The 25,979-nt window shown below is 53.2% G+C and carries 28 protein-coding genes; 11 read left to right on the top strand and 17 right to left on the bottom strand.

Annotated features, from left to right (window positions below):
- Positions 1 to 131 precede the first annotated feature (131 nt).
- Positions 132 to 1,076: a LysR family transcriptional regulator gene (locus tag EBB79_RS21100; RefSeq protein ID WP_127750780.1), complete on the top strand. Its 945-nt coding sequence runs from the start codon at positions 132 to 134 to the stop codon at positions 1,074 to 1,076.
- Between the two features lie 71 nt (positions 1,077 to 1,147).
- On the opposite strand, the gene EBB79_RS21095 is transcribed toward EBB79_RS21100, so the two are convergent.
- A complete protein-coding gene (locus EBB79_RS21095; protein ID WP_127750779.1) occupies positions 1,148 to 2,038 on the bottom strand; it encodes a DMT family transporter in 891 nt (296 codons plus the stop codon).
- A 75-nt stretch (positions 2,039 to 2,113) separates the two neighbouring features.
- Between EBB79_RS21095 and EBB79_RS21090 the strand changes: the two genes are divergently transcribed.
- Positions 2,114 to 2,464 carry a winged helix-turn-helix transcriptional regulator gene (locus tag EBB79_RS21090; protein ID WP_202977630.1) on the top strand — a complete coding sequence of 117 codons (351 nt, stop codon included), beginning with the start codon at positions 2,114 to 2,116 and terminating at the stop codon, positions 2,462 to 2,464.
- A 20-nt stretch (positions 2,465 to 2,484) separates the two neighbouring features.
- Here EBB79_RS21090 and EBB79_RS21085 read toward each other — a convergent pair whose 3' ends face one another.
- Positions 2,485 to 2,910, bottom strand: coding sequence for an Lrp/AsnC family transcriptional regulator (locus EBB79_RS21085; protein ID WP_127750777.1), 426 nt, complete (start codon positions 2,908 to 2,910; stop codon positions 2,485 to 2,487).
- A 113-nt stretch (positions 2,911 to 3,023) separates the two neighbouring features.
- On the opposite strand from EBB79_RS21085, the gene EBB79_RS21080 reads away from it, so the two are divergent.
- The 3 genes from EBB79_RS21080 to EBB79_RS21070 all read left to right on the top strand — a co-directional run bounded on the left by EBB79_RS21080 (position 3,024) and on the right by EBB79_RS21070 (position 5,639).
- Positions 3,024 to 4,193 (top strand): pyridoxal phosphate-dependent aminotransferase, encoded by a 1,170-nt coding sequence (locus tag EBB79_RS21080; protein ID WP_127750776.1) that lies wholly within the window; start codon positions 3,024 to 3,026, stop codon positions 4,191 to 4,193.
- 8 nt (positions 4,194 to 4,201) lie between these two features.
- The gene (locus tag EBB79_RS21075; RefSeq protein ID WP_127750775.1) at positions 4,202 to 4,948 is read left to right on the top strand and encodes an SDR family oxidoreductase; all 747 of its coding nucleotides are present in this window, start codon (positions 4,202 to 4,204) and stop codon (positions 4,946 to 4,948) included.
- Between the two features lie 262 nt (positions 4,949 to 5,210).
- Positions 5,211 to 5,639, top strand: a complete 429-nt coding sequence (locus EBB79_RS21070) for a PACE efflux transporter (protein ID WP_127750774.1) — start codon at positions 5,211 to 5,213, stop codon at positions 5,637 to 5,639.
- 50 nt (positions 5,640 to 5,689) lie between these two features.
- Here the strand turns inward: EBB79_RS21070 and EBB79_RS21065 are convergent, their stop codons facing one another.
- The 4 genes from EBB79_RS21065 to EBB79_RS21050 all read right to left on the bottom strand — a co-directional run bounded on the left by EBB79_RS21065 (position 5,690) and on the right by EBB79_RS21050 (position 9,391).
- Entirely contained in the window at positions 5,690 to 6,433 is a 744-nt protein-coding gene (locus EBB79_RS21065; protein ID WP_127750773.1) for a GntR family transcriptional regulator, read from the bottom strand.
- A gap of 96 nt (positions 6,434 to 6,529) precedes the next feature.
- The gene (locus EBB79_RS21060) at positions 6,530 to 7,390 is read right to left on the bottom strand and encodes an NAD(P)-dependent oxidoreductase (RefSeq protein ID WP_127750772.1); all 861 of its coding nucleotides are present in this window, start codon (positions 7,388 to 7,390) and stop codon (positions 6,530 to 6,532) included.
- Positions 7,391 to 7,426: 36 nt separating this feature from the next.
- Positions 7,427 to 8,506 carry a Gfo/Idh/MocA family protein gene (locus EBB79_RS21055; RefSeq protein WP_127750771.1) on the bottom strand — a complete coding sequence of 360 codons (1,080 nt, stop codon included), beginning with the start codon at positions 8,504 to 8,506 and terminating at the stop codon, positions 7,427 to 7,429.
- A gap of 207 nt (positions 8,507 to 8,713) precedes the next feature.
- A complete protein-coding gene (locus EBB79_RS21050) occupies positions 8,714 to 9,391 on the bottom strand; it encodes a FadR/GntR family transcriptional regulator (protein ID WP_127750770.1) in 678 nt (225 codons plus the stop codon).
- 155 nt (positions 9,392 to 9,546) lie between these two features.
- Here EBB79_RS21050 and EBB79_RS21045 point away from each other — a divergent pair, with 155 nt between their 5' ends.
- From EBB79_RS21045 to EBB79_RS21035, 3 genes are read left to right on the top strand one after another with little or no spacing between them, the layout of a single operon-like run.
- Complete coding sequence (locus tag EBB79_RS21045) at positions 9,547 to 10,746, top strand: zinc-dependent alcohol dehydrogenase (RefSeq protein ID WP_202977629.1); 1,200 nt, start codon at positions 9,547 to 9,549, stop codon at positions 10,744 to 10,746.
- The gene (locus EBB79_RS21040; RefSeq protein ID WP_127750769.1) at positions 10,743 to 11,654 is read left to right on the top strand and encodes a dihydrodipicolinate synthase family protein; all 912 of its coding nucleotides are present in this window, start codon (positions 10,743 to 10,745) and stop codon (positions 11,652 to 11,654) included. The genes EBB79_RS21045 and EBB79_RS21040 overlap by 4 nt, the downstream gene beginning before the upstream one ends.
- 41 nt (positions 11,655 to 11,695) lie before the next feature.
- Complete coding sequence (locus tag EBB79_RS21035) at positions 11,696 to 12,157, top strand: cupin domain-containing protein (RefSeq protein WP_127750768.1); 462 nt, start codon at positions 11,696 to 11,698, stop codon at positions 12,155 to 12,157.
- 26 nt (positions 12,158 to 12,183) lie between these two features.
- Here the strand turns inward: EBB79_RS21035 and EBB79_RS21030 are convergent, their stop codons facing one another.
- Positions 12,184 to 12,588 carry a cupin domain-containing protein gene (locus EBB79_RS21030; protein ID WP_127750767.1) on the bottom strand — a complete coding sequence of 135 codons (405 nt, stop codon included), beginning with the start codon at positions 12,586 to 12,588 and terminating at the stop codon, positions 12,184 to 12,186.
- A gap of 62 nt (positions 12,589 to 12,650) precedes the next feature.
- Between EBB79_RS21030 and EBB79_RS21025 the strand changes: the two genes are divergently transcribed.
- Positions 12,651 to 13,706 (top strand): Ldh family oxidoreductase, encoded by a 1,056-nt coding sequence (locus EBB79_RS21025; protein WP_127750766.1) that lies wholly within the window; start codon positions 12,651 to 12,653, stop codon positions 13,704 to 13,706.
- 83 nt (positions 13,707 to 13,789) lie between these two features.
- Here the strand turns inward: EBB79_RS21025 and EBB79_RS21020 are convergent, their stop codons facing one another.
- The 9 genes from EBB79_RS21020 to EBB79_RS20980 all read right to left on the bottom strand — a co-directional run bounded on the left by EBB79_RS21020 (position 13,790) and on the right by EBB79_RS20980 (position 23,093).
- Complete coding sequence (locus tag EBB79_RS21020; protein WP_164860851.1) at positions 13,790 to 14,761, bottom strand: Bug family tripartite tricarboxylate transporter substrate binding protein; 972 nt, start codon at positions 14,759 to 14,761, stop codon at positions 13,790 to 13,792.
- 68 nt (positions 14,762 to 14,829) lie between these two features.
- Positions 14,830 to 16,311, bottom strand: a complete 1,482-nt coding sequence (locus tag EBB79_RS21015; protein WP_127750764.1) for a tripartite tricarboxylate transporter permease — start codon at positions 16,309 to 16,311, stop codon at positions 14,830 to 14,832.
- A gap of 41 nt (positions 16,312 to 16,352) precedes the next feature.
- On the bottom strand, positions 16,353 to 16,910 hold the full coding sequence (locus EBB79_RS21010; RefSeq protein ID WP_127750763.1) for a tripartite tricarboxylate transporter TctB family protein: 558 nt from the start codon (positions 16,908 to 16,910) through the stop codon (positions 16,353 to 16,355).
- Positions 16,907 to 17,887, bottom strand: coding sequence for a TRAP transporter substrate-binding protein (locus EBB79_RS21005; protein WP_127750762.1), 981 nt, complete (start codon positions 17,885 to 17,887; stop codon positions 16,907 to 16,909). The genes EBB79_RS21010 and EBB79_RS21005 overlap by 4 nt, the downstream gene beginning before the upstream one ends.
- A 382-nt stretch (positions 17,888 to 18,269) precedes the next feature.
- Positions 18,270 to 19,199 carry a LysR family transcriptional regulator gene (locus EBB79_RS21000; RefSeq protein WP_127750761.1) on the bottom strand — a complete coding sequence of 310 codons (930 nt, stop codon included), beginning with the start codon at positions 19,197 to 19,199 and terminating at the stop codon, positions 18,270 to 18,272.
- An 83-nt stretch (positions 19,200 to 19,282) separates the two neighbouring features.
- On the bottom strand, positions 19,283 to 20,164 hold the full coding sequence (locus tag EBB79_RS20995) for an AEC family transporter (RefSeq protein WP_127750760.1): 882 nt from the start codon (positions 20,162 to 20,164) through the stop codon (positions 19,283 to 19,285).
- A gap of 8 nt (positions 20,165 to 20,172) precedes the next feature.
- Positions 20,173 to 20,970, bottom strand: a complete 798-nt coding sequence (locus tag EBB79_RS20990; protein ID WP_338045781.1) for a beta-keto acid cleavage family enzyme — start codon at positions 20,968 to 20,970, stop codon at positions 20,173 to 20,175.
- A gap of 213 nt (positions 20,971 to 21,183) precedes the next feature.
- Complete coding sequence (locus EBB79_RS20985) at positions 21,184 to 21,999, bottom strand: alpha/beta fold hydrolase (protein ID WP_127750759.1); 816 nt, start codon at positions 21,997 to 21,999, stop codon at positions 21,184 to 21,186.
- On the bottom strand, positions 21,996 to 23,093 hold the full coding sequence (locus EBB79_RS20980) for an LLM class flavin-dependent oxidoreductase (RefSeq protein ID WP_127750758.1): 1,098 nt from the start codon (positions 23,091 to 23,093) through the stop codon (positions 21,996 to 21,998). The genes EBB79_RS20985 and EBB79_RS20980 overlap by 4 nt, the downstream gene beginning before the upstream one ends.
- A 235-nt stretch (positions 23,094 to 23,328) precedes the next feature.
- Between EBB79_RS20980 and EBB79_RS20975 the strand changes: the two genes are divergently transcribed.
- Both EBB79_RS20975 and EBB79_RS20970 read left to right on the top strand, forming a co-directional pair.
- Positions 23,329 to 23,841, top strand: coding sequence for a flavin reductase family protein (locus EBB79_RS20975; RefSeq protein ID WP_127750757.1), 513 nt, complete (start codon positions 23,329 to 23,331; stop codon positions 23,839 to 23,841).
- Positions 23,838 to 24,857, top strand: a complete 1,020-nt coding sequence (locus EBB79_RS20970; protein ID WP_164860850.1) for a Gfo/Idh/MocA family protein — start codon at positions 23,838 to 23,840, stop codon at positions 24,855 to 24,857. The genes EBB79_RS20975 and EBB79_RS20970 overlap by 4 nt, the downstream gene beginning before the upstream one ends.
- A 139-nt stretch (positions 24,858 to 24,996) precedes the next feature.
- On the opposite strand, the gene EBB79_RS20965 is transcribed toward EBB79_RS20970, so the two are convergent.
- The gene (locus tag EBB79_RS20965) at positions 24,997 to 25,977 is read right to left on the bottom strand and encodes a 2-dehydropantoate 2-reductase (protein ID WP_127750755.1); all 981 of its coding nucleotides are present in this window, start codon (positions 25,975 to 25,977) and stop codon (positions 24,997 to 24,999) included.
- Positions 25,978 to 25,979: the final 2 nt, after the last annotated feature.

Here is a 25,979-nt window from a genome sequence, read left to right as displayed (position 1 = left end):
TTTCAACCTGCACTGCCCGACACTCCTGCTGCATCCGGCCCTTCTACAGGTGCCTTTACATGTATAAGAGTATTTCATATATCTGACAATAACGTCAGTCAGAACACATTGTTGCATGAGTGGGATAATAAATGGATGCGGAACTGCTAACAGATATGGCGACCTTTGCGGCCGTGGTTGAGAAGAACAGCTTTTCCCAAGCAGCTGACGTATTAAAAATGTCCAAGTCCAATGTCAGCCGTCGCGTTGCCTCGCTTGAGACAAGACTCGACGTTAAACTCATGCATCGCACCACACGCAAGTTGGGACTGACCGAGAGTGGTCGAGTATACTATGAACATTGCGCCCGCCTGGTAAGCGAGGCGCGCGATGCCGACTATGCTATCAAGGTGATGCACTCCACACCGAGTGGTCTTTTAAATGTCAGTGTTCCTGCCACCTTAGGGCGGACTTTCATCCTGCCACTTCTGCCGGAATTCTTAAAATTACACCCGGATATTCGACTTAATCTTACCATCACCAATCGCAAAGTGGACCTGAGCGAAGAGCGGTGCGATATTGCCGTGCGAAAGGGAGCAATCGATGATGTCTCGCTCTGTGCGATCCCGCTTGGCTCCTCTACCCAGTACTTTTACGCCAGCCCGGAATATGCATCTGCGATGCCCGACTTAGAGCACCCAAACCAATTGCCGGAACATGCTTTCTTGTCCAGCGCGATCACCTACGGCCCAATTGACCTGGCCGTCAGACGTGGAAAGGACCAGATTGATGTCCGCGTGACACCGCGCCTTTCAGTACGGGACCACGAGGCGCTTTTATCCATGACATTGGACGGTTTGGGGGTCGCTCTTCTTCCTGCCTGGATGACGCATGACCACGTCCAGTCGGGACGTCTTGTGCCCCTTCTTCCTGACTGCCGTGGTCCGTCGGTAGATTTCAGCGTGGTGTTTCTACCGCATCGAAGCATGGCACCAAACCTAAGGGCCTTTGTCGACTTCCTGAAAGAGCGGTTTAAGAATAATCGCCCCTGGGAGTATCAGACCAATTCCGCAGCCCCAGTCAAAGACGTCAATTGACGGTAGCCGTAGATTTGCCCCCAGCCAAAACTGTCAACTCAAGTCATATCAAATGCAGCCCCCAGAGCGGCTCAGAAAATCACGATGATAGCGGTGCCAATGACGGCCAATATTGCCCCACACACTGCCTGAAAACGTGGAACAAGACCCTCCTTTTGCCAAAGTATCGGCAACACAAGTACAGGTGACAGTGAGCCCAGCGCTGCGGCTATCCCCGCATCAAAGTTCGCAAAGGCATAGAGCAGCAGCGAGGATGACACTCCATAGCCGATGAATCCCGGCAAGATCACCCATCCAAGTAGCGACGGCGACAATTCACTATGGCCCCGAAAAGTTTTGGCGGGCCAGAGTGCAATAACTGAAATCAAAAGGGCGGCCCCCAACAGGCGAATTGCCGAGGCTGCCAATGGCTCTGTCCCTGCAAGCATCGCGGGCTTCATGATAAGAAATCCAAAACCCTGAAACCCAGTGGCTGTGACGCCAAGCAGTAAAATAATCGCCATTCTTCCCGTCGTCACATCGCTATCGGAGCCCTCGTTTCCGCCAAAGAATACGGCAAGACAAACACCAAGAAGCGTTACCCCAGCGCCAAATATGTCTGTGCCGGAAGGTACCTCCTGCAGCCAGAGGTACGCCATCACAGCCACCAACGGAGCCTTCAAGGACAGCAATAGTTCAGTACGCATAGGCCCGCCCTGGCGCAGGCACTCAATCATCGCAAGATTGCCCAAGACGATTCCGACACAGATACTTGCCGCAAAAGATGGCCAGTAGCTCCACTTTACCGATGGCCAGTATCCCAGCGCGCTACAGATGACTGCCACAATTGCCGAACAGGCAATAAGCTGAATGCGGGTAAACTCAAACGCACCGAGTGCCTTCGCTGGCCTCTGCGCCAAGACAATTCCAGTTGCCCAGCCGAAAGACGCACTTACGGCGGCAAGAATTGGAAGAATAAGCATGGTACGACCCCAGAAATTTGCTACATAAGTTGTAGCAATAGAGTGCTACACATATAGTAGCAAATGGAGTCTGCTATGCCGTCGAAATTTCCAATGCCTGGCAATCCCGTTCGCGGGTCAAAATCAGGCAAGCCAATCATGGCTCTTTTTGATTTACTCGGGCGAAGCTGGGCGCTTGGTGTTATTTGGCAACTCTCAAACAGCACCCTGACGTTCCGCGAAATTCAGCAACGCTGCGAGAAGGTCTCACCAACCGTTTTGAACAAGCGCCTGAAAGAACTGACATCAAGTGGGTTGGTTGAACGTGGCGACACAGGCTATCAGCTAACCACAACAGGCTCAGAACTATTTGACTTACTCCAGCCTTTCGGCGCCTGGTCGAATAGTTGGGCTGAAAATCTACCGGTCACTGACACGACTAAATGAAGTCGCTTGACGGCAAGGGATTAGAACTCCCGGTAGAGAGCCAAAGTTGTTTCAGTTTTGCGCACACCGTCCAGCAAATATATCTGCTCTAGCAACTTTTGAAGCTCGGCGTTTTCCATCCTGGACAACAGCAGGGCAAAATCAAAATCGCCTGCGATTCCAAAACATCCGATAACTTGGGGTAGCCCCCGAAGGTGAGACAGCAAGTCCTGACTTTTACTACGCACCGTGACCGAGATCAGAACCATCGCGCCAACATCACTGTCTTTTGTGCGCCCCGGCTCATCGATAGTGTATCGCTGAATACGGCCGTCCTGTTGCAAGCGATTAATCCTGGCCTGCACCGCCGTACGCGATCGCCCCACCCGGTTCGCAAGTGTGGTAACAGGAATACGGGAATTTTGACGCAATTCTGCCAGGATTTTCTCATCGATCAGCTTTGACATTTGACCTCATCAGGACAGAAGATAGGTAAATTTCCTATCTTATAGTCATATTGCCTACTCCTTCACACGATTTGCAAGGCGACTCCTGCTGCTAAACGACAGATAGTTTTGCCATGACCAAATTGGCCCCTCATTCTTATCTTTCAGATCGCGCACAGGCCTTGGCAGCCTCGAAGATCCGTGAAGTCGCGGAAATCGGGATGGGACAAACCGATGTGCTACCCCTTTGGTTTGGCGAAGGGGCATGGGCGACAAGCCCGCTGATCGTGGATGCCGCCGTTGCATCGTTAAGGGCGGGCAATCATAAATACCAACCCAACAATGGGGCACCCGATCTTCGCGATGCGCTGGCCAGCTATTCGAATGGCTTATTCACATCGGCGCTGAACCGCGAAAACATAACGGTCACACCATCTGGAATGCAGGGGCTGATGCTGACGGCCGAAATTCTGATTTCGCCCCGGGATCGCGTGGTAGTCCTAGAGCCGGGCTGGCCAAACCTGGCAGGAGCATTCACGGCTATGGGCGCAGCATTGCATTCAGTAACACTCGCACCAAAAGCTGGGCGCTGGTCCCTTGATCTTGACGATTTTCTGGATGCGCTCACCCCAGACACCAAGGCTGTTCTGATCAATTCTCCGAACAATCCGACAGGTTGGACCATGACAGCGGCAGAACAGCGGATCGTTCTAGATCATTGCCGCAAACACGGAATTTGGATTGTCGCAGATGACGTCTACACACGGCTGTATCGTCATGCGAAACACGCACCATCATTCCTGTCGATTGCAGATCCTGACGATCTGTTGATCTCGGTAAACTCGTTTTCGAAATGCTGGTCGATGACCGGTTGGCGCCTGGGGTGGCTGACTGCCCCAAAGTCGCTCGCGGCCAAGTTAGGCCAGCTAACTGAATTCAATACCTCTTGCACCGCCGGCTTTATTCAAGACGCTGGTCGAATTGCCGTCACGCAAGGTGAAAGCGAAATCACCGATTTGCAAACCAAAATTGCAACGGGGTATGCCATTGCGGCGGACCGGTTGTCACAATTTGACCGTGTTCAGTTTATTCAGCCGGATGGCGCGTTTTACTGCTTTTTCAAAGTGGACGGCCTTAACGACAGCTTCGCAGCAGCACTGGAGATCATCGACAAGACGAAAGTGGGACTGGCCCCCGGCATTGCCTTTGGCACACAGGGCGAGGGCTACCTGCGTCTATGCTACGCCCAACCCGAACCCGTGTTGCATGATGCGTTTGAAAGACTCGGTACATATTTGGGATAGGATGAAACATGGCTTATAATTTAGATCTAACAGGAAAAACCGCATTGATAACGGCAGCTGGTCAAGGCATTGGCCGGGCCAGTGCGCTGGCTTTTGCCCGAGCCGGGGCAAAGGTCTTTGCGACCGACATCAATGACATAACCTTGACTGAACTGGATCAAGTCGAAGGCGTAGCCGCACTGAAAATGGATGCCACCAGCGCTGAAAACGTGGAGTCGGTTTTGTCCGATCTTGGCCCCTTGGACGTGCTGTTCAACTGTGCCGGCGTCGTGCACGCAGGCAATATTCTGGACTGTCCGGAAGACGACTGGGATTTCGCATTCAACCTGAATGTCAAAGCCCAGTACCGCCTATGCAAGGCTGTGATTCCTGGCATGTTGGCCAAAGGGGGCGGGTCTATTGTGAACATGTCGTCCGTGGCTTCGTCAATTAAAGGCGTACCGAACCGGTTTGCCTATTGCGCGTCCAAGGCAGCGGTGATTGGCCTGACAAAATCAATTGCTGCAGATTTTGTAACCCAGGGCATTCGCTGCAATGCCATTTGCCCCGGCACCGTTGACAGTCCCAGCCTGCACGACCGATTGCGCGATACCGGTGACTATGATCACGCCATGAAGGAATTCATCGCCCGCCAGCCTATGGGGCGCGTGGGGGATGCCGAGGAAATCGCGGCACTGGCGCTGTATCTGGCCTCCGATGCAAGCGGCTTTACCACTGGTCAGACACACATCATCGATGGCGGCTGGGCAACCTAAAACGCATCCAGACAATACACGCTTTTCCGGGTGCCAATCTGCAACTTATTTTCCAGTCAGGGCTGTATTGTCGCCGCATGGTACCTACATCGCGCTCACCAAGGCGGATGATGCTGCCCTAAAATGCACTGAAGAAACCATTGATGTAGAACGATTAAGTCTCACTTGTCGGATATGACTTGGGCCGATATGTCATATCGGCCCAGCAAAGCCCAAGAAACTGACTGAATTCTCGAAAATAGGTTTGAAAACGGAGCGCAATATGAGTTTCAAAGAACGCATTCTACATATGATATTGTTTGAGGCTATCGCGCTAATTACCTTCATTCCGATTTCCATGTTCGTGACAAAGCAAGACGGCGGCAAGATGGCTGCTCTTGGCTTGGCTATGACAGTGATCGCGATGCTTTGGAACTTTTTCTACAACTGGGGATTTGATGTCCTTTTTGGTGAAAAACGGATCTTGCGTACGTTCGCCACCCGCCTCCTGCATGGTTTTGGGTTCGAAATGGGAATCGTGGTGGCGACCTTCCCTCTGCTCATGTGGGCGCTGAATGAAAGCTTCATGCAGGTGCTGATCTGGGACATCGGAGCTGTCGTCTTTTTCTTTACGTTCAGCGTCGCATTCAACTGGGTCTACGACCACAGCCGAAAACGGTTTATACGATCTCCCGAGCCGGACACGCCCTGACAGTCCGGACAAATCTTGAGGGCCAACTCCGCTGGCCCTTACCCCTCCCGCTAATTTTGACGCTCTAATTCAAAGTTCAAACGGAACCGGTTTTCTGGATGAATGGAGTGAGTCACCAAATAAACTTGTCCATTCTCGTTGCGGTACCGTCGGACAATCCCAAGGGCTGGGACACCTTGCTGAACTTTAAGCGGCAGTGCCAGTTTGTCGTCGATAGTTGTGACAAAGACCTCGACCTGCGCGTTGGCTGCGTGCACGTCATGGGTGTCCTGGATTTGCCTTAGCAGTGAAGCCCCAGACGGGTTGGGAAGCTCAACGACATCAGCTAATTCAGGCGCAATATAGGCTTCCAGCCAAGAGATCGCCGCCTCGGAATGCACGGCCAGCCGCATGGCCTGCAGCCAAACCCACTCCTGACCGGCTGACGCCTGCAACAGCAATGCCAGTTCGGGCGAGGCAGTAATGGTCTTCGCCTCTATTTGCTTGCGATAGGTCTCTGCCGGATATTGCAGCAACTCTTCAAACGAAGACAATGTCTGTACGACCTTTTCCTGTGGCCGCAACGAGACAACAAAAGTTCCATATCCAGACCGAGACTCAAGCAGCCCTAGATCACGCAACACGTCGATCGCCTTGCGCACAGTAAACCGGCTGGCCGAAAACCTTTGGCAAAGCTCGTGTTCGGTGGGAAGACATTGACCAATTTTGTACGTCGCCGAGGCGATTTCCACGCGCAGCGCATCAGCGACTTCCTGATACCGAGTGCTTTTTACGGGTTTCTGAGGCTTGGTCATACAATGTTCCGGGTCTGCAAAAGGCCAACGTCAATGTCTAGTCTCTCTCCGGACATCCCCACAGACCGCAGCTGCATCCGGCACAAGAGCTGCAAATTAGCTGTCGGAACGTGACCGGGCAATGGCTAAAATGATCGCCGAATTGTCCAAATCCCCCTCAGCGTTATTCAGGCAGTCATCCATCATCGCACCATAGGTCTCGACAAAGGGCAAATGCTGACCTGTTGCCTGTGCAGTGTCCTGTATCAGGCGAAAATCCTTGGCAGACTGGCTAATTCTACCCTGAGCCTCGAAGTCTTGCGCCACCATCAGCGGCCCCTTTCCTGCCATCACCTGCGACTGTGCTGCTGATTTTTGTGCGAGTTCAAGAAATGAAGCCGCGTCCAGACCCATGCTTTGCGCAAAAACAATGCCTTCAGCCAAAGCGGCGCGATTCAAGCCCAGGACCAGGTTGATGGCTAGCTTGGTCCGATTGCCATTGCCAAGGGCGCCAACATAGTAGTGCGCCTTGCCCAGTGCTTTCAGAATGACGTCTAATCGAGAGGCCTGATCTTTGTCACCGGCGACGAAAAAGACCGCCTCGCCAGCGCTTAACTGTCGGCTGGTGCCAGAAATTGGTGTTTCTAGCAAATGCCAGCCTTTGGCCATTGCTTTGACCGCGATCCCGGCCATTTGACCGGGATCGCAGGTACTGAAGGATGCAATTGCGCGCCTAGCCCCAACCGGCGCATTTGCAATCAGGTCCTCCAGTTGACCGGTGTCGAATACCGCAGAAAAAATGACGTCCGCCTGCCACACCTCATCTGGGGAGCCTCCGGTACCACCAAGGGCATTCAACCTGTCCAGCTGTTCTGTTCGAGGGTCGGTTCCGGTGACCGTGTATCCGGCAGAAATCAAGCGCCGGGCAAGCGTCATGCCAATCAGGCCTAAACCAAAAATTCCTACGCTGTCCCGCACGGTGGCCTCCCTCAAATTGCGCCTTTTAGTCTAGGCTTAGCCCGCGTTTTGAGCCTTCATATCCGCCAATTGGGCCAACGCCTGGTTTGACAGCGGAAGTTTGACTGGTTCGTCAATCTCAGCAGATACATCTGCGGCCGAATAAGTTTCCATGACGATCCGCGCGTGCTCGGGCGAGACCATTACATCCTTGTCCAGCAGCACCGCCTCTAGGAAGTGGATGGTTTCTGGGCCCATCTGGCCCGCAAAAACATGATCGACCTGCTCGCCGGGCATAGTGGACATTGGATATTGAGTGCCATCCGCAACAGTGTTCAGCCAATTATCGCGGCTGGTGTCGTCCAATATCAAAGCCCCGTCCGTACCGGTGATTTCAATCCAAGTTCCACAGTAATTTGGGTAGCTTGGTGGCAGGTTCCATCCGCCGCCAATCACGACAAGCGTTCCGTCATCCATGGTCACGGTTGACCACATGCAGTCATAAGATCCGTTCAGATCCTTCATGTAGCCATATGCGCCTTGCGAATACACCCGAACCGGTTTGGCCGGCTCAAGCAGCCAAAATACAAAATCCAGATCATGAGTGGATTCCATTGCTGCCGGCGAAAGTTTCACCCGATTGGCAATCTTTTTGCCTAGGTTGCGCGACAGGTGGCGGCTGACCATGACATTGACCACCTTGCCGAGAGTGCCATCGGCAATCGATTTCTTGGCAAAGGCGATTTTGGGGTTGAACCGCTGCGAATAGCCGACGGTGAATTTGACATTCTTCTCATGCGACAGCGCAATCAGCTCATCCGCTTCGGCCAGTTCCAAAGCCAGTGGCTTTTCCAGCAATACGTGCTTTCCAGCCTTCATGCAGGCGCGCGCGATGGGGTAATGGGTCTGCTCGGGTGTGGTTGAGATGTAGACCACCTCAATCGCTGGGTTGTTGATGATGTCCATATAGTCAGTGGTTGCGGTCGCCGGGTTGGTCTCGGCTGCAATTTCTTCCAGACGCTCGGGACGGATCTCGCAGATGTGTAGCTTGTCGACCAATGCTGACCGGGACAACGTCACTGCACGGATACCACCGCACCAACCGGCACCAATGACGGCCACTTCTACTTGTCTCATTCGATACTTCCTTCGCGTAAGTCTTCCTTTTACCCAAATTTACATTTGTCCGGACATTTGTCAATCATCCTAAAAATTGCAATTTTTCATCCGCTTATTATCGATCTCAGATCCAATACCTCCACCATTTGTCCGGACTTTATGAAAAAACCGCTCCGGAACCTGTATCCCCCAGGACAGATTCATCCAATCCGGGTGGCCCTTTTCCTATGTGTCACCAGTCATCGCATCGATTGTTGCCCGCAGGTGCGCGCGCATCGCCGCTCGTGCTGCAGCCGGGTCGCGATGTTCCAATGCCATGACGATAGCGTCATGCTCGTCCAGCGAATGATAATCAGTCGGCGGTGCCTGATTGGCCGGATTTAAGCGACGCCAGACAACCACCTTACGCACCGCGTTGACGATTCGATGTAACTCATACAGCAACGAATTACCGGCACTTCGTGCCAGAAGGTCGTGGAAATCGGCATCCAGCTCTTCATATGCGAGCCATCCGGGTGCAACCCGCATCGCCTGCGCAAGTGCGCCCAATTGGGAGACTTGCTGTCTGGTTGCCTGCAATGCAGCCATCTGAGCCAACTCTGGCTCTAGCGCCAATCGCGCATTCATTGCCTCCATCGGCCCAGTGCGCTCTGCCAGACTGGCGGTATCCGTTCCAGCCTCAAGTCCGGTACTGTCAGCCGGCGCGTTGCACAAAAATGTACCCCGCCCAACCCTGCGCTCTAACCGCCCTTCGGCCTCCAACACCAATAGCGCCTTGCGTAAATCTGTCCGACTTAACCCCAATTGAGGGGCCAGTTCACGTTCCGACGGCAACTTGAAACCTTCGGGTTGCGATTCGGCCTTTAACCAGGATCGAACCCTGGCCAGCGAACCACCTTTCATTGGTCGACCAAATTGATATCATTTTTGATTATGCCCGGCATCAGATATTCTTCCTTCGTTGAGTCTATACTAACATAGGTCAAACACTGTATCGATGTCCAAGTATTGATTTTTGAATCGATATATTGGTCGACCAATGATCGAAGAGGCGGGACATGAATATCAAAAATACAGACGTGGATTCCAGCTGGCACGGGGTCACCACCTCATCCAGAATGCCGGTGCCACAGTCGATGAAGGCCTGGGTCTTGGGCGATCCAGAAGAGCTAACACTGAAAACTAAGGATGTGCCTGTCCCTGGTCGCTCAGAGGCACTGGTTCGGATCGATGCGGTAGCCATCTGCGCCACCGACCTCGAGATCCTGACTTACGGCACCCCTGCCCTGATCGAGGGCGGGGCCCCTTTTAACAAAGAGTTCACGCCTGGCCACGAGTATATGGGCACAATCGCCGCTCTCGGCCCCGGTGTGGATGAGTTTGAAATTGGCGAGCGGGTCACCGTTGAAATTCACGCCGGTTGCGGCCAATGCAAACGATGCCGCATGGGCATGTACACGTCCTGTCACAACTACGGTCTGAACTACGGCGACACCGACAAGGGCCATCGGGCCAATGGCTTCACCACCAACGGCGGCTTTGCCGAATATGCGGTGAACAACATCAACACCATGATCCGCGTTCCCGCCACTATGACTGACGAGGAGGCGACGCTGGTGGTTACTGCCGGTACGTCGATGTACGGCCTGACCGAATTGGGCGGGTTGGTCGCAGGTGAAAGCGTCGTTGTGATTGGCCCGGGACCTATCGGATTGCTGGCAGTTGCAGTGGCCAAGGCCCTTGGGGCCTCGCCTGTGATCCTGGTTGGCACCCGCGAAAACCGCAACCAGATCGGCACCAAGCTGGGTGCGGACATAGTCATCAACCCAAAAGAAGAAGACGTTGTCGCCCGGATCAAAGAGATCACCGGCAAGGGTGCGGACTATGTGGTCGACTGCGCCGGCAATGAAACAACCGTCAATCAGGCGGTGCATATGACCAATCGTGGCGGCAAGATCTGTCTGGCCGCCTTTCCCAAGAAAGCCGTTAATTTTGATCTGGGGGCCTTGGCGGTCAATAATATCTACCTGTACGGCATCCGTGGCGAGGGCCGATCAGCCACCCATCGGGCCATGGCCTTTATGGCCGAGAAGCGGTTCGATGCCAGCCTGATCCACACACATACATTTCCATTGGAAGACCTGCCAACTGCGCTACGCTACGCGCGTGAACGCATCGATGACGCTATCAAAGTCGTTGTTTCAATGCGCCAGCCAACGGCAACTACGGACCAAATCACCGAAGGTAAATCACAATGACCAAGGCTAAACGCGGCATCTATGCGGCAGCAATTTCACCGTTCCACGCGGACGGATCGCTCGATACTGACAAGCTGACGGGGTATTGCCGCCATCTTGTAACCGACGGTGGCTGTGATGGCGTTGCCCCTACCGGCACAACAGGCGAAGGCAGTTCTGTTGCGATGCGCGACCGACTGGGCCTACCACAAGCGTTTCAAGCCGCTGGGTTCAAATCCGATCAAGTGATTTTCGGAACTGGTGCGCCAGCAATTGGCGACAGCATTGCATTAACCAAAGCTGCGCTTGAGGCTGGATTTTGTAATGTACTGGTGCTGCCGCCCTACTATTACAAAAACGTATCCGATGATGGTTTGTTTGCCGCCTACGCCAGACTGGTCGAACAGGTTGGCAGTGATGATCTGCGGGTCTATCTTTACCACTTTCCGCAGATGTCCCAAACCCCGCTGTCACCCGAACTGGTGGTGCGGTTGCGCAAGGCCTTTGGTCCCATCATCGCCGGGTTAAAAGACAGCAGCGGTGACTTTGAACAAAGCCGTGCCATTGTCGAAGCTACTGGCGGCATTTCCGAGGGATTTGACGTTTACCCTTCCTCTGAAGCGATGCTGTGGCAGGGTCTGTCCATTGGAACGGCGGGTATCATCTCGGGCTCGACCAATATATTCGGCGCGCTGGCACAGACGGCATTGCAAACATCCGATGGCCCCGAGCGCGAAACCGCCATGGCAGCTGTAAAAAGAGCGCGGGCGATGGCGTCAAAATATCCGATGATGGCTGCCATGAAACAGGCCGAGGCCTGGAGAACCGGCGATGACACCTGGACCCGCATGGGCCCACCTTTGGTTGGCCTCACCTCTGATCAACAGGCCGCATTTCGAGCCGATCTAGCGGCGGTGCACTCCGCTTGATCGCAACTTCGGCTTTTGCCAATTCTGTCAGGAACGTCCAAATGACCAATACATCTATCCCCACACACGGGTCCGACCACGTGGAAATGGCAACCGATCCTGCCGCCTTTGCCCATTGGCCCGAGGGCATGCATGCCGAGATGCTCGAGCATCAAGACAACGGTGTTGTCGGGTCGGTTCTGGTTTCGGAAACTGACAAGCTCCGGGTTTGGCACCTGCATATTGCGCCCGGCAATCGCTGTGCGTTTCACCGTCACGTCAATACCTACTTCTGGTCCGCCCTCGCAGATGGCAAGGCACGTGGATATTTCTCTTCTGGCGAAATTCGGGATGTGACGCATTATGTGGGCGAGACACGTCACTTCGCTTATGGCGAGATGGATTCTATGGTTCATTCCGTTGAGAACATTGGCGACACCATGCTGTCGTTTTGCACGGTTGAGTTCCTCGATGGTCCCAACACACCATTGTCGATCCCGAACGAATACCGCCTAAAGGTCTGACTTTAGGCGGTATGTTTGGGCCAGGATCAAACTTGATCGCCGGACGACATATGGGGGACAGTTTCCCCGGTCTCGGTAAAGGTTCGGGTCACATCGCGGGCTCCGTAGATCCACAAAATGACAAGTGGCGTATCGCCAGTATTGCGAAAGTAATGCGGTGCATTGGCGGGGACAAAAGACGTATCCAGCTTACTCAGCTGGATCGTCTCCCCGCCGATCATTGCTTCGGCAGTGCCCTCCAGAATGGTCACCTGTTCAGCGCAATTATGAGAATGCAGCGGCGCACCACAGCCTTTGGGAAAGACCGTTGTGCCGCTGGTAAACGGCGTCTCATCTGCACAGCCCTTACCCACAAGCAAACGGGTTTCAACGCCGTCCCCCCTGCTGAATACATTTACCTCATGGTACCTGATGGAAAACCCGTTCGACATGTTTCACCTCTTTTCAATTGAATTGGCGCTCTGCGCCTTAAAACACAGGAAGGCAGATTTTGATGCCCGATTTTCCCGCCTTGACGCCCCATGATGACTTGCGCGCCTTCATTGCGCGTTGCTTTCGATCATGCGGCATGACCGAGACCAATGCAGAGCAGGCGGCGGGCTTGATGGCCCGTGCTGATCTTATTGGTCAGGATGGGCATGGCGTTTTCCGACTGCCGCAATACATCCGCCGCATTCAGGCCGGTGGGCTGGACGTCAACGCGCAGTTTCGTACCGTTGAAGAGCGTGCCGCCACAGCCTTGATTGATGGTGGCAACGGGTTGGGGCATTTGGTCATGAACCATGCCACACAGCTGGCCATGGAGAAAGCCAGAACCACCGGCGTAGCCTGGGTTGGGGCACGGCACTCGAACCACGCGGGTCCGGCCTCGCTTTATGCCGCGATGCCGGCAGAAGAAGACATGATTGGCATCTATGTGGCCGTCGGCAGCGCCAACCATATGCCTCCCTGGGGTGGCACCGAAATGCTGCTGAGTACGAACCCTATTTCTATTGCTCTGCCGTCGACCAACAACCCACCTATCATTCTGGACATGGCGACGACAGTTGCTGCCTACGGCAAGGTCAAGACGGCGGCCCAACGGGGCGAAACCATGCCCGAAGGCTGGATGATCGACAAAAACGGTCAACCGCTGACCGACCCCAACCGCGCCTCCGAGGGGTTTCTGCTGCCTATTGGCGGCCCCAAGGGTTATGGCCTGTCGCTGATTTTTGGAATTCTCGCGGGCACCTTGAACGGCGCAGCCTTTGGCCGTGAGGTCGTTGATTTCAACGCGGATTCTGAAACGACAACCAACACCGGACATTTTGTGATTGCGCTGGATATCAAGGCCTTTGCCGACCCGGCCCAGTTCAAATCGGATATTGATAAGATCTGGCAGGAGATGAAATCTTCGCCTCGGCTGCCGGGATTTGATAGTATTCGTCTGCCCGGAGAGCGGCTTGCGCAGGTGACACAGGAAAGATCTGAACATGGAATTCCCTTGCCAGCTACCTTGTTGGCTGTGTTGAACACGCTGGCGCAAGACTTGGGTGTTGCCCCGTTGTGATATTCTAGGCGGGTCACAAAACCACATGAAATTCAGAATAGAAAAGGGCCGTGCAGATAATACTCTGCACGGCCCTATTTTTGTTACTGGCTTGTCAGAACTTTGACGAGGTCAGCATAGGCAGCGTCCTGCTCTTGACGCATTGCCTGGTATTCCGCTCCATCCAGCAGATCGATGGTCTCATTCAAGCGACCCATCATACGTGTGAAGGTTTTATCTTCAACAAGCTTACCGAAGGCGTCGGTCAAGGTGGCGACCACATCGTCCGGCGTGCCTTTTGGAGCCAGAACAACACGGTGCATGAAGCCAATGTCACCCTCTACGCCAACTTCAGCAAGAGTAGGAACATCGTCGAACATCCGCTCGGAACCAGCAGTTGCCAGAACCCGAATGGTCCCCGCATCAAGCAGCGACCCCAAAGTCGATGGGAAGCCCATCGTCACATCGGAATCACCCGCAAGCAGCGCCTGCAGAGCTGGTCCGCCACCTTTGTAAGGAACCAGGTTCAAGCTGAAATCCCGTGCTTTCATGATCTGAGCTGCAGGTACAAAGAACGCCCCCCAGTTGCCCGAATGCGACATCCGGATCGAGTCTGGGTTTGCCTGGGCCGCTGCGACGAGATCGTCAAAGGTTTGATATGGGCTGTCTGCCCGAACCACGATGCCAGCAGGCGCATAGTTAACCCGGGCAATTGGAATGAAATCTTCCATTGGATCGTATGGCAGGTTTTCAACGTGCTGCTGAAGCATGTCGATATAGTTGTGCGTGAACAGCAGCGTATACCCGTCGGCCGCCGAATTGGCGACTTCCTGCGTGCCTTTTTGGCCGCCCGAACCAGGTGTCAGACGGACGATCATCGCCTGATTTAGATACGTAGGAATGATCGAAGTGATCACACGTGCATTCAAGTCATGCGAGCCGCCGGCCCCCAGTGGAATAACCATAGTGATTGGCTTTTCCGGATACTCTGCCTGGGCTGCTCCCAATGACGCGGTCACTGCGAACCCAGCGGCAACTGCGGTTGCAGCCACCCGTTTGATAGTTGATTTAAGCATGTCTTCCTCCCTATTGCATCGTTGTAGAAGTATTTTGAACCAAGCAGCTGATGCCGCGGCTTGGACCATTAGTCTGAGGGGACAGTTTTCATCCGTCTCCACAGGAGCAATCCGATCATCGGCGTGGCGACCAAAATCATCAGCGCAGCGATCCGTTCGTCAAAGAGGAATGCGAGTGTAGAACCGTTCCCCATGGCGATGGTCTGACCGAAAGCGTATTCCATTGGCGGGCCGAGGATGAATCCCATAACCATCGGCATGACATCGAATTTTCCAGCCTTTGCGATCAATCCGAAAATCCCAAATCCAACCAACATCAGCAGGTCAAAGGTGTCGGACCGGAACACATAGGCACCAGCAAAGGCGAACATGATCACCACGGGGATCAGCACCGAGGTTTTGATCCGGACCAGCCGTGAAAAGAACGGGATCGACAGGTAGCCAATGACCAGGAACATCAGGTTGGCGAATACCATGGCAATCAGGATGGCAAAAACCGTGGCCCCCTGCTCTTCGAACAATTGCGGACCAGGACGAAGGCCTTGGGCCACAAAGGCGCCCAGCAGAATGGCTGTCACATTGTCACCCGGAATACCAAGTGTCAGCAGAGGCACCATAGTCGGCCCATTCACCGCGTTATTGGCAGCTTCGGCAGCGGCTACGCCTTCTAAATCGCCCTGACCAAAGGTCTCGGGATGGTCCGAGGCATTTTTGGCCGCCGCATATCCCATCATTGCGGCAACCACTTGCCCCAGTCCTGGAATAATGCCGATGCCAGTGCCAATAACCGTCGACCGGCAGATCGTCTTCAGAGTTGCGCGGAATTCACGAAAGGTCAGACGTTCGCCCATCAGCGATGCCAGCTGTTTCACTTTTTCATTGCGGATCACCACGCCTGCAATCTCGGGGATCGCAAACACGCCGATTAGCATCGGCAGCAGCGGAATGCCGGACTTCAGATCAAACAGCCCGAATGTAAACCGTTCTACCCCCCCCAAAGGATCGGTGCCAATAAAGGACAGCCACAGACCGACAGCCATCATGATCAGGCTTTTCATTGTGCTGGACCCTGAAGTAGCGGCAATGATGACCAGGCTTAGCAACAGAACCGCGAACAGTTCGGGTGGACCAAATTGCATGACCAAAAAGGCAATTGGAAAGATCATGAATATTGTAAAGATATCGCTGGCGGTATCGCCGAACACTGAGGAAAACAGTGCCATATCCAGCGCTTTGCGGGATTTGCCCTGTTTGGTCAGCGCATAGCCATCCCTCGACGTGGCCACGGCAGCACCGGTACCAGGCATCGAGACCAAGATAGCTGGAATACTGCCGCCAAAGATGCCGCCTTTGTAGACGCCCAGTAGAAACGGAATACCAACAATCGGGTCAAGAAAGAACGAGATTGGTAGCAAGATGGCCATTGCCATCAAAGTCGTGAAACCAGGTAGTGCGCCAACTAGCATTCCGCCAAACAGCCCTGCCCCCATCAGCACAAAAGTGTCCACGCGCATCGCCATAGCGAAGCCTTCTAGGAACTGATCAAGCATTCATTTTTCCTTTAGATTTAGGATCGGCATTCATTGTTTTCTCAGCCTCCCAGCAGGCGTGAATAAGCAAATTCGATGGCACTGAGTTCGGGCAGAGACACCGCCAAAATTCGAGTGGCCAGCAGGTACAGGGTTGGCGGGCCAATCAGTGACAGGGCGATAATTTGCCAAATTGTGCGATTGCCCGCGAGCCAAGAGATCAGGGCCAGTGAAATGGCCGACGATATCAAAAAGCCGAATGGCTCCATCGTCAGTGCATACATAAGCATCAATCCAAAGAGCGCCGCTGCGCGATCCCACCCCTGAAAATTGAAACCACCAATCTCACCCACGTCAGCATTCCGACTGCGCCAATACAGATAGCCAGCACATAGAAGCCCCAGAAGAGACAGGACGATAATCGGGAATAAGTTAGGTGGAATAGCGGTTAGCGACCGACCCATCAAAACTTTGGGCGGGGCCACCAGCGCACCGATAAAGACCACGCTTAGGCCAGCCAGCACCATCAGAACCGCCACAACGGCCAATTCAGGGGTTAATTTAAGTTTCCCTATCATCACCGTTTTCCCCATTCCATCACTGGAAACTGCAAGTTTCATTCACTCTTCCCTGATCTTTGTTCGTTTTGATGCCGGGACCCTGTGGCTGTTTTCGTCAGCTCTTGGTCAAACAATTCTAGCAACCCGGCATCAAAGATTGTGCGCATCATCGCAACCTCGTCACGGGAAGCGGCGACGAACTTGGCGCGCTCCTCTGGTAAAAGGTTGGTAAATTCAACGCCCTGTTCGCGCATGTTCTTAGCGCAACTCATGTCGTCAGCTACGGCCGCATGGCGCTGTTTCGCAGTAGCTTCTTGCAACGCTGCCGACACCGCCTTCTGAACAGACTTCGACCATGACGCGAAGTTATCTTTGTTGAACAACACCAACGCCACGCCAAGCAGATGTTTGGTCAAAACAACATGGCTGTGGGTTTTGTGCAGTCCGAAATTATAGGTATTTGTGAGCGGGTTCTCCTGCGCGTCAACACGCCTCGCCTCGACCGCGTCTGCCAGATCACTGACATCGATGGTCACAGGGTCAAATCCAAGCGACCGAAAGACGCGTTGGTGATCTTCGTTGGCCAGCGTCCGGATCGTCATTCCCCGACAATCATCCGGGCTGCGAATTGGGCCCTTAGCGGACGTGATATGGCGCAAGCCATTGTCCCAATACCCCATGACCTTGTACCCGGTTTGCGATTCTACTTTTGCAGCCAACTGCTTGCCAAACGCACCATCCAGCATCGCAAAGGTTTGGGGACGATCCGGAGCCAAAAAGTGCTGATCGAACAAGCCCAGATCCGGCACTCGTTTGGTCAGATAGCTGGACGAAAAATAGCAAGCATCCAGCGTTCCGCTTTCCGTCATTGACAACAAATCAGAAGCCTGACGTCCGGAAGCTGAAATATTTTGCTCAAAGTCAACTCGGACTTCACCATCAGAATGTCGTTCCAATGCATCGCAAAAGGCCAGCACACCTAGCGTATGAACGGATTGATCCCCTTGGTATCCGCCAAATTTGAGAGTGACAGTCATTAAGCTGCACCGCGCTGATTAATCTGGACGCTCAAGGGCAAATTGACGGCACGGCCCAGCTGCTGATCAGCTATGCCCAACGCTGCTGTTCCTCCATTGAACGATGTCCGGTCTCTTAGCATAATTTGGCACCTTCGCCCTTTCTTGACTCCAAATTGTACCTTTTCCCGACACCAAAACAACTTATGAGTACTTATGTCTGTGTTCAGTTTTCTTGATACCCGGCCTTGATTTCAGGTCCCAAATTTTACCTCAAGCACAAGCCGCAAAAAGACCGCCGCGTGTTACCGCGACATGGCCAAATACGACACCGGTTTGACTGTTGGGAAACTCGACTTACCAGCCGACTAAGCACTACATTACACTTTGAAAAATAACTAAATTATGAAGTGAATTGATCTCGGCATTGTTGGCAACCGCGTTCGATTTCATCACACAGTTCGCCGGCAAAGACCTGTACTGCTTTGCTTCGCGCTTTTGTTATCGGTTCGATCAACAAGTAATCGACGGTCAGAGGAGGATCCAACACCGGTGACAGTCGCATATTTTTGTCATCAATATTTGCGATACACAGACACCCAGGGACAATTGCTGACCACTCGCCGCGGTTCACCATATCCAATGTGGTCATCATACTGTCCAGCTCCATGATCATATGATCAGAAGCACAGAAATTGCTAAGGTACTGATCGATTTTGGAGCGGCGCGCATTGCCCGGACCTGGAAGCATAATCTTTAATGGAGGTGCGGAAGCCAAATTGACGAGTTCACGGGACTGGCTGTCAGTGGTGCATCTTTGAATTAGAACTTCTATATCCGTTTCAACATGCGAAGAACGAACACCAACCGGGATATCGCCACCTGGGACAACAGCAAGGTCCAATTCACCATTTGCGACTTTGGTGGTAAGAATTTCGCTATAGCCTTCGGTAATTTTGACGTCGACATAGGGATTTTGTTCTGAGAACCTGATCAGGGCCGGAGCCAGAATTGATTTTGCAAAAGTTGGCATGATGCCCGCCCGAACACAGCCATACAGCTCGTCCGTATGTGTTGCGACATCCTCTTGCAACTCGTCAATTTCCAACAGAATCCGGGTTGCCCGCCAATAGATCCGATCGCCGGCTTTGGTCGGTGTCACCCCCGTCGACGCCCGATCAAACAGGGTCAAGCCCAGGATCGTTTCCAGGTCGCGGATTTGCATGCTGACACCCGACTGAGTGGCATGAACACGATTAGCAGCGGCAGTTATCGAATTCTCTTCGTAGACAGCAACAAAGAACCGCAAGTGTTGGATTTTTACATTCTTCATATATCAGAGCCGCAATTGTTGAAGGGGAACCAAAAACACTTCGATCACTATCAAGCAAATGATACATAAAACCAATTAAGCTGTTAACTCTGCTCCAAAACTTTTACCGCAAACCATAGCAGAAAAGGCAGGCAACCAAAGGTCAACAGCGTTGATGCAACCACTGCGCTGGCGATCTGGCCCGGTTCTGGGCGGTAACGTTGTGCAAACACATAAGTTATGATCGCCGTTGGCATCGTGGACAGCAAAAACACCACCCCCGCAACCCTGCCCTCTAAACCCAAAACCCAGATGACAGCGAGTGCGGATAGCACCCCTATTACCAGTCTGGAGACAGCCACGACGAGCGCCGGCCTTAAGTCCGAGATTGTTAGCCCCGCCAGTGAACTGCCAAGAAGTATCAACATTGCAGGAACCATCATTCCGCCAAGTATTTCAGTGGTGGTCAAAACGACCTCAGGAACGGCTATCCCTGTTGTGGAAACCAGGATCACCGCAGCCACAGCGTAGATCAGCGGCTGCTTTAACAGATGACTCATAGAATAACTGCCCGAGGCGATCGAAAAACCAACAGAGTGCTGGACAAGCGCAACAAAAAAAAAATAGGACACGCCCAGTTTCAGCCCCTCGTCCCCAAAGGCCAGCATGACCAGTGGCAGGCCCATGTTTCCGGAATTTGGCAACATCAGGCTAGGCAGAAAGGACCGCATGGACAAGCCGAACATCTTGATAGTCAGCATGCTCAACACGGCAGAAGCCGATAGACAAAGAATCGCCGCTGCGGCCATTTCCAACAACATCGTGGGTGTCACACCATAGGATGTGAGAGACGAGAAGATCAGCGCAGGCGTAGCAACCAAAAGAACAGTTGTGCTGAGCGTTCCCGCGTGAAGTTCAATCTTGGATCGCCCAAGCACAAAACCAATTAACGTAATAGCAAAGATAGGGGCCAGAACATTTACCATGGCAAAGATCAATTTGGCATGTCCGCCAATTTTTCACGCTTTAGTTCGGCAACCAGTTCGTGAACACGTTCCGCATTGTCCACCGCAATTGACCCGTCGCTGTTGTGCAGATTGTTTTCAAAACCAATCCGCGCTTTGCCGCCTTGGCGCACCGCCTCGGCCAGACAAGAGGTTTCTTGTTGACCAAAGGCACATAACGCCCAATCAGCATCTTTAAGAACTTGCGTTGCATTGGCGACAAATGGCGACATATCCGAAACACTGCTTTGCTGGTTGGTCGAATACCTGCCCAGAACAAACAGTACTTCCAAATCTTGCGCTGGAATCACCCCTTTTTCAACAAATGAAGCCAGTTTCAAGACTTCCTCAGGGGTGTAAAGAATATGCTGCACGCCGATCCCTGACACATAGGCCCAGTGATAGAACTTGCACAGATCCTTGTCGTCTTCGCCTGCTACCATTTCGCGCAGGGCGATTGAAACAAAGTCTGGCATGACCGCCGTAACCAGCGCCCGTTGTTCTTTCGGGGTGTATTGGCCCACGGCCTCGGTCGTTATTTGCACGGTAAAATCGGGCGCGCGGTGTTTCATCTCAGCCAGCAATTCCAAATACAGACCTGCATCCAGAATATGCCCCCCATCAGTGTCACGCACATGAGCATGCAACCCGCCGGCGCCCGCCGCTTTGCACGCAAGTGCGGTGGCGATGGTATCGTCCAATTGCATCGGCACTGAAGGATGATCCCGGGTTGTGCGTCGCGCGCCATTTGGCGCTACCATTATTTGAGGTAGAGCATCTATAGGCATCACTCTCTCCATGACGTTGGGCAATGTCGCGATTACTCATTGGGTGGAATAATTTTGCGACGGTGCTATTTTCATCGTTCTCAGCCTGCCCATAGACAGTCTACGTCCTAAGGCACGGGCTGACCATTGGACTGGCCAGCTCGCCATTCGGATTATTCTGTGAACCTTGCTGGACCTTAGTGGCGAGTGGCCTGTACTCCCCGCCACTAAGTTTTACTTCAAACCCAAAAACGCCGTAACGGCTTTGGTGAAACTGTCTGGCTGTTCCAGGTTCGACAAATGAGCTGCCCCTTCGATCACAACGAACTCAGCCTGCGGAGTCGCGTCACACATTGCCTGCATAACCGGCACAGGTGCCGCCATGTCAAACTCACCAGTTGCATATAAAACGGCACAGGATATTTTTGGCAGATTGGGCAATAAATCAAGGTTCTGCAGCGCGCGCGCCGCGCCCTCATACCCTGCGGCAGCAGTTGTATTGATCATCGAGCGAACAGTGGTCAGGGTTTCTGAATTCGCCGTATCTGCAAGAAATCCAGCAGTAAACCAACGCTCCATTGTGGGCTCACATAGGACACTGATGCCGTTTTCATGCAAGCGTGCGATATTCCCGTCCCAGATAGCTTTATAGGCATCCGGAGAATCGGCTCGAGCATCGCAGCAAATCAGCTTACTGACCCGTTTCGGATGTGCAATTGCCAAGGCCAGGCCAGTCATACCACCAAGTGAAATGCCCATGAATTCAGCCGTTTCGATACCAAGATGGTCCATCAACGCAACAACATCATCTGCAAGCAAGCCCAGATTATAGGGCGGTGTACCCGGACCACTTTGACCATGGCCACGGGCATCATATCGCAAAACACACCGCGACTTGGTCAGCGCCTCCATCTGTGGGTCCCACACCCGCCGATCCGTTGCCAAGGAATTAGAAAGCACGATCCAAGGCGCGTCTTCCGCTCCGTCGATTTGATATGAGATACGGACCCCGCCTGCGGTGGTCACCTGTCCTGTTACCAGGTTGCTCATTGTTCACCCGCCCCAATTGCTGTGTTGATTTTGGGCAGAACCTGCTCTGCCATTAAGATCATCGAACGGCGGCCCAGATTATAGTCCAGCCAATCCTGACCCGCATAGACCAACTTACCAAAGGGGCCGGTCTGCTCTTGGAAGGCCAGAACCTGATCGGCCACACTTGACGGATCACCGTAAATGACCAGACGATCCAGCACGTAATCTAGCGTCACATCCTCGTCATTCATGTTCTGATCTTCTTTGAACAGATTCAATCGTCCGCCCGAGCGCAGCTTGGTCAGCAGTTGTTTGAAATACAGAACATAGGGGCTGTTAGGATCGCGGGCATAGCGTTTAGCCGTTGCCATGTCGTCTGCGACACAGAGGTTCTTGGCCACGCTCCAATTTTCAAATTTGGCTTCCCGCCCGCCCTGGGCACAGCCCTCGGCATAGTTTGGCCAATGGGTAGCGACCCATTTGGGCAGTAAGAAGTTTGCAGAAATCGGCTCCCATCCACGTGCTGCCATGGCGGTAACACCCTTAGAGTACGGGGCTACAACAGTGCCGACAATCGGCGGATGCGGATCCTGGTAGGGTTTAATAAATTCGCCCTGTCCGATTTCCGGCATCATGGTTTTCTCGGTGGTCACCGAATAATAGTCGCCCTGCAAGTTGTAAGGTGCTTTGCCTTCCCAGATCTGCAGCACCATGTTGATGCACTCGATAAACATAGCGTTGCGATCTTTATCAAGGTTACCAAACACTTCGGCGTCCGACATCAACCCGCCGGGCGAAATACCAAAATTAAAACGGCCCTTCAGCATATGATCCAGCATCGCCACCTCAGCAGCGACCCGTGCGGGATGCGAATTGGGCAGATTTACTGTGCCAGTGCCCAACCGGATATTCTTGGTTTCATAGGCCAGGCTGGCAAGAAAGGCGACGGTCGAGGTGATGATTTCGGCCTGATCCGTGGTGTGCTCACCGCAATATCCTTCCACAAAGCCAAGCTCATCGGCCAGGATAAATGCTTCACGGTCCTCCTGAATACTTTGCCATACAGGCTTGTTCAGCGGGTGAATGGGCATTGTGAAAAATGATAACTGCATCTGCGTCTCCGGACATGACCTCGAGTTTCTTCAAATATGTCAGACGACAGCCTGCAGAGATAATGATGGTTTCTAATGTATGTTATCAGATATTCAGATAGCCTTGGTAGCACTCTTCCGTCACGGAAAAATCACGGCATCAAAAAAACTGAGAGCAGATATAAGATCTCATAAGTTGTTAAAATGACATTTCTCATGAATGTTTGTGGTTGAAACGTATCAGTAGGATAGAAAAATGAACGCGCTTGCTACAGATCTCAGCGTCGAGAGCATCGACCCTTTAGCCCTTCGCGATGTCTTGGGCCAGTTCGCAACAGGGGTAACAATTATCACAACGATCGGCGACAATGGCGCCCCCGTCGGGCTCGCCGCTAACTCATTTTCGTCAGTATCGCTGGATCCACCGCTTATCTTGTGGAGCTTGTCGTTGAAGGCGCCCAGCCTGACCGCTTTCCGCTCTCACTCGTCTTTTGCCATCAACATTCTATGCGACCAGTCAAAAGACCTGGCTCTGAACTTCTCACGTCCATCCGAAGATAAATTCGCTGGTGTTGATTGGCGCACGGGGCTGAATGGCATCCCGGTATTAGCTCAGGCTTCGGCTGTTTTAGAGTGTGAGACTGTCGACCGCTTCGCCGGCGGAGATCACGAGATTTATCTGGGCCGCGTATGCCGCATCAGCAAGGACGACAAGAATCCCTTGTTGTTTCACAAAGGCCAGTTCTCGAAAATTGGAGCCAGCCTGTGAGCACCGCAACGAATAAATTCTCCGTCGCCATTGTTGGATTCGGCTGGTGGGGTAAGCATTTTGCCAACCGCCTGAAAAGCCATAAGACCATTCATATCGCAGGAGTGGTCGAGCCCGTCGAGGCAAACCATCCGAATATTCAGGCAATGGGTTTGCAGATATTCTCGTCTTTGGAAGAGGCAATCAATCACGACGACGTCGACGCCGCTATTCTGACCACCCCCAATCCACTGCACGAAGAACAGGTCATCGCCTGCGCCAATGCGGGCAAACATGTATTTTGCGAAAAGCCACTTGGATTGACCGCCGACAGTGCCCGCCGGTCAATGGCTGCTTGCCAGAAAGCCGGAGTGCAATTGGGGATCGGTCACGAACGCCGCTTTGAACCCGCGCTTTTGGCGTTGAAAAGTGCGTTGGACAAAGCCGAATTAGGGACCATCATGCATGCCGAGGCCGCCTTTAGCCACGACAAGCTGATCGGCACGCCCAAAGATGATTGGCGCACATCAAAAGCCGTCTCGCCAGCGGCGGGTATGACAGCAATGGGTATTCACCTAACCGATTTGTTCATCTCGTTTTTCGGTAGGGTCAAGACGGTTCAGGCCATGACGGCCAGTCGATCTTTGGGCTGGGAAACTGGCGATGTTGTCACCGCGCAGCTTGGCTTTGAAAGCGGCGTCACCGCAACGCTTAGCGCTGTATTGCATACCCCCCATTTCATCCGGATGCATGTCTTCGGAACCGAAGAATGGATCGAAGTTCTCAATGACACTCACCCGGATACCCCAGGTGGAAAGGTACAGTTTTTACGATCGCGAACGGGGACACCGATTCAGCAAACAGCCTATGATTGGGATGACGCAGTGACGCGGAATCTTGAGGCATTCGTCGATGCAGCGCAGGGGCGTACGGTTTATCCGTTCAGTCCCGAGGAAATGGTTCACAACATCGAAGTTCTAGAAGCGATCACTCTGTCTGCCGAAGAAAACCGGACTATCCTTCTGGAAGATATCTAACGCTTTAGCTTGAAATAAAAAAATGGCCTGCCCTGATTTTGATCGGGACAGGCCATTTTGCAATCGTGAAACGATTTGTAGGGTTCCCATGCGCTTTCTTAGTCGCGTTCACGAACGCCGCAAATCAAAAGATGACAGATCAGCTGTATAATCCTGCAGATCTAGCACGGAGCTGAACCAGTGCCAGAACGCTATCAAGAGTCGGCGTCGGCGTATTTGTACGAAGACCGAGCTCCTTAACAGACCCAACCAAAGCGTCAATTTCCATCGGCCGACCACTATCAAGGTCTTGCAACATAGAGGTACGATGAGCGCCCACTGCTGCCCCACCGTCCAGCCGTCTGTCCACATCGATCGGAAATTTAACACCCAGTTTCTCGGCAATTGTCTGCGCTTCGACCATCATAGCCCGCGCCACCGCGCGACTGCCGGGGTCTGTGCACAATACTTCCAGGGTTGCATCGGTAAGAACCGAGATAGGATTGAATGACAGATTGCCCCACAATTTCACCCAAATCTCATCGCGTAGTTTTGGCCGCACAGGCGCCTTCAGGCCCGCCGATTTTAACATGTTCGACAGGGCGACAGCCCGGTCTGATTTAGAGCCATCAGGTTCACCCAGCGAGAACCTATTGCCTTCGATATGGCGAATTGTGCCCGGCTCACTGACTTCTGCGGCCGGGTAAACAACGCAGCCCAGTACATTGTCCGGTCCGATACCGTCCCACTGTGCATTTCCGGGATCGACGCTGGTCAACCGCGTGCCTTCCAATGGGCCACCAATCTTATGGAAGTACCACCACGGAACACCGTTAACGCCACTGACCACCGAGCTATTCGGCCCCAAAAGCGGTTGCATCATTGGCACAATACCCGGTACGGAGTGGGCTTTTAATGTCACGATTACAAAGTCTTGATGACCAAGGCTGGCTGGATCGTCACTGACCGTAACAGGCACAGTGACCGGATCGGCCCCGTGTTCCAGAAGCGTCAAACCTTTGTCCCGCATCGCCGCCAAATGTGGACCGCGTGCGACCAGGCTGACATCAACACCGGCCAGGGCCAGTTTCGCCCCCATGTAACCACCAATAGCGCCGGCGCCATAGATACAAATCTTCATGG

It is taken from the genome of Parasedimentitalea marina (genome assembly GCF_004006175.1).
GTDB lineage: Bacteria > Pseudomonadota > Alphaproteobacteria > Rhodobacterales > Rhodobacteraceae > Parasedimentitalea > Parasedimentitalea marina.
Note: the sequence above shows the minus strand (reverse complement) of the source record. Positions and strands in the feature narration are given on the sequence as shown.

Excerpts from the sequence above, each read along its gene's own strand:
- EBB79_RS21100 (WP_127750780.1), top strand. The coding sequence starts at position 132 with ATGGATGCGGAACTGCTAACAGATATGGCGACCTTTGCGGCCGTGGTT.
- EBB79_RS21095 (WP_127750779.1), bottom strand. The coding sequence starts at position 2,038 with ATGCTTATTCTTCCAATTCTTGCCGCCGTAAGTGCGTCTTTCGGCTGG.
- EBB79_RS21090 (WP_202977630.1), top strand. The coding sequence starts at position 2,114 with ATGCCGTCGAAATTTCCAATGCCTGGCAATCCCGTTCGCGGGTCAAAA.
- EBB79_RS21085 (WP_127750777.1), bottom strand. The coding sequence starts at position 2,910 with ATGTCAAAGCTGATCGATGAGAAAATCCTGGCAGAATTGCGTCAAAAT.
- EBB79_RS21080 (WP_127750776.1), top strand. The coding sequence starts at position 3,024 with ATGACCAAATTGGCCCCTCATTCTTATCTTTCAGATCGCGCACAGGCC.
- EBB79_RS21075 (WP_127750775.1), top strand. The coding sequence starts at position 4,202 with ATGGCTTATAATTTAGATCTAACAGGAAAAACCGCATTGATAACGGCA.
- EBB79_RS21070 (WP_127750774.1), top strand. The coding sequence starts at position 5,211 with ATGAGTTTCAAAGAACGCATTCTACATATGATATTGTTTGAGGCTATC.
- EBB79_RS21065 (WP_127750773.1), bottom strand. The coding sequence starts at position 6,433 with ATGACCAAGCCTCAGAAACCCGTAAAAAGCACTCGGTATCAGGAAGTC.
- EBB79_RS21055 (WP_127750771.1), bottom strand. The coding sequence starts at position 8,506 with ATGAGACAAGTAGAAGTGGCCGTCATTGGTGCCGGTTGGTGCGGTGGT.
- EBB79_RS21050 (WP_127750770.1), bottom strand. The coding sequence starts at position 9,391 with ATGAAAGGTGGTTCGCTGGCCAGGGTTCGATCCTGGTTAAAGGCCGAA.
- EBB79_RS21045 (WP_202977629.1), top strand. The coding sequence starts at position 9,547 with ATGAATATCAAAAATACAGACGTGGATTCCAGCTGGCACGGGGTCACC.
- EBB79_RS21040 (WP_127750769.1), top strand. The coding sequence starts at position 10,743 with ATGACCAAGGCTAAACGCGGCATCTATGCGGCAGCAATTTCACCGTTC.
- EBB79_RS21035 (WP_127750768.1), top strand. The coding sequence starts at position 11,696 with ATGACCAATACATCTATCCCCACACACGGGTCCGACCACGTGGAAATG.
- EBB79_RS21030 (WP_127750767.1), bottom strand. The coding sequence starts at position 12,588 with ATGTCGAACGGGTTTTCCATCAGGTACCATGAGGTAAATGTATTCAGC.
- EBB79_RS21025 (WP_127750766.1), top strand. The coding sequence starts at position 12,651 with ATGCCCGATTTTCCCGCCTTGACGCCCCATGATGACTTGCGCGCCTTC.
- EBB79_RS21020 (WP_164860851.1), bottom strand. The coding sequence starts at position 14,761 with ATGCTTAAATCAACTATCAAACGGGTGGCTGCAACCGCAGTTGCCGCT.
- EBB79_RS21015 (WP_127750764.1), bottom strand. The coding sequence starts at position 16,311 with ATGCTTGATCAGTTCCTAGAAGGCTTCGCTATGGCGATGCGCGTGGAC.
- EBB79_RS21010 (WP_127750763.1), bottom strand. The coding sequence starts at position 16,910 with ATGAAACTTGCAGTTTCCAGTGATGGAATGGGGAAAACGGTGATGATA.
- EBB79_RS21005 (WP_127750762.1), bottom strand. The coding sequence starts at position 17,887 with ATGACTGTCACTCTCAAATTTGGCGGATACCAAGGGGATCAATCCGTT.
- EBB79_RS21000 (WP_127750761.1), bottom strand. The coding sequence starts at position 19,199 with ATGAAGAATGTAAAAATCCAACACTTGCGGTTCTTTGTTGCTGTCTAC.
- EBB79_RS20995 (WP_127750760.1), bottom strand. The coding sequence starts at position 20,164 with ATGGTAAATGTTCTGGCCCCTATCTTTGCTATTACGTTAATTGGTTTT.
- EBB79_RS20990 (WP_338045781.1), bottom strand. The coding sequence starts at position 20,970 with ATGCCTATAGATGCTCTACCTCAAATAATGGTAGCGCCAAATGGCGCG.
- EBB79_RS20985 (WP_127750759.1), bottom strand. The coding sequence starts at position 21,999 with ATGAGCAACCTGGTAACAGGACAGGTGACCACCGCAGGCGGGGTCCGT.
- EBB79_RS20980 (WP_127750758.1), bottom strand. The coding sequence starts at position 23,093 with ATGCAGTTATCATTTTTCACAATGCCCATTCACCCGCTGAACAAGCCT.
- EBB79_RS20975 (WP_127750757.1), top strand. The coding sequence starts at position 23,329 with ATGAACGCGCTTGCTACAGATCTCAGCGTCGAGAGCATCGACCCTTTA.
- EBB79_RS20965 (WP_127750755.1), bottom strand. The coding sequence starts at position 25,977 with ATGAAGATTTGTATCTATGGCGCCGGCGCTATTGGTGGTTACATGGGG.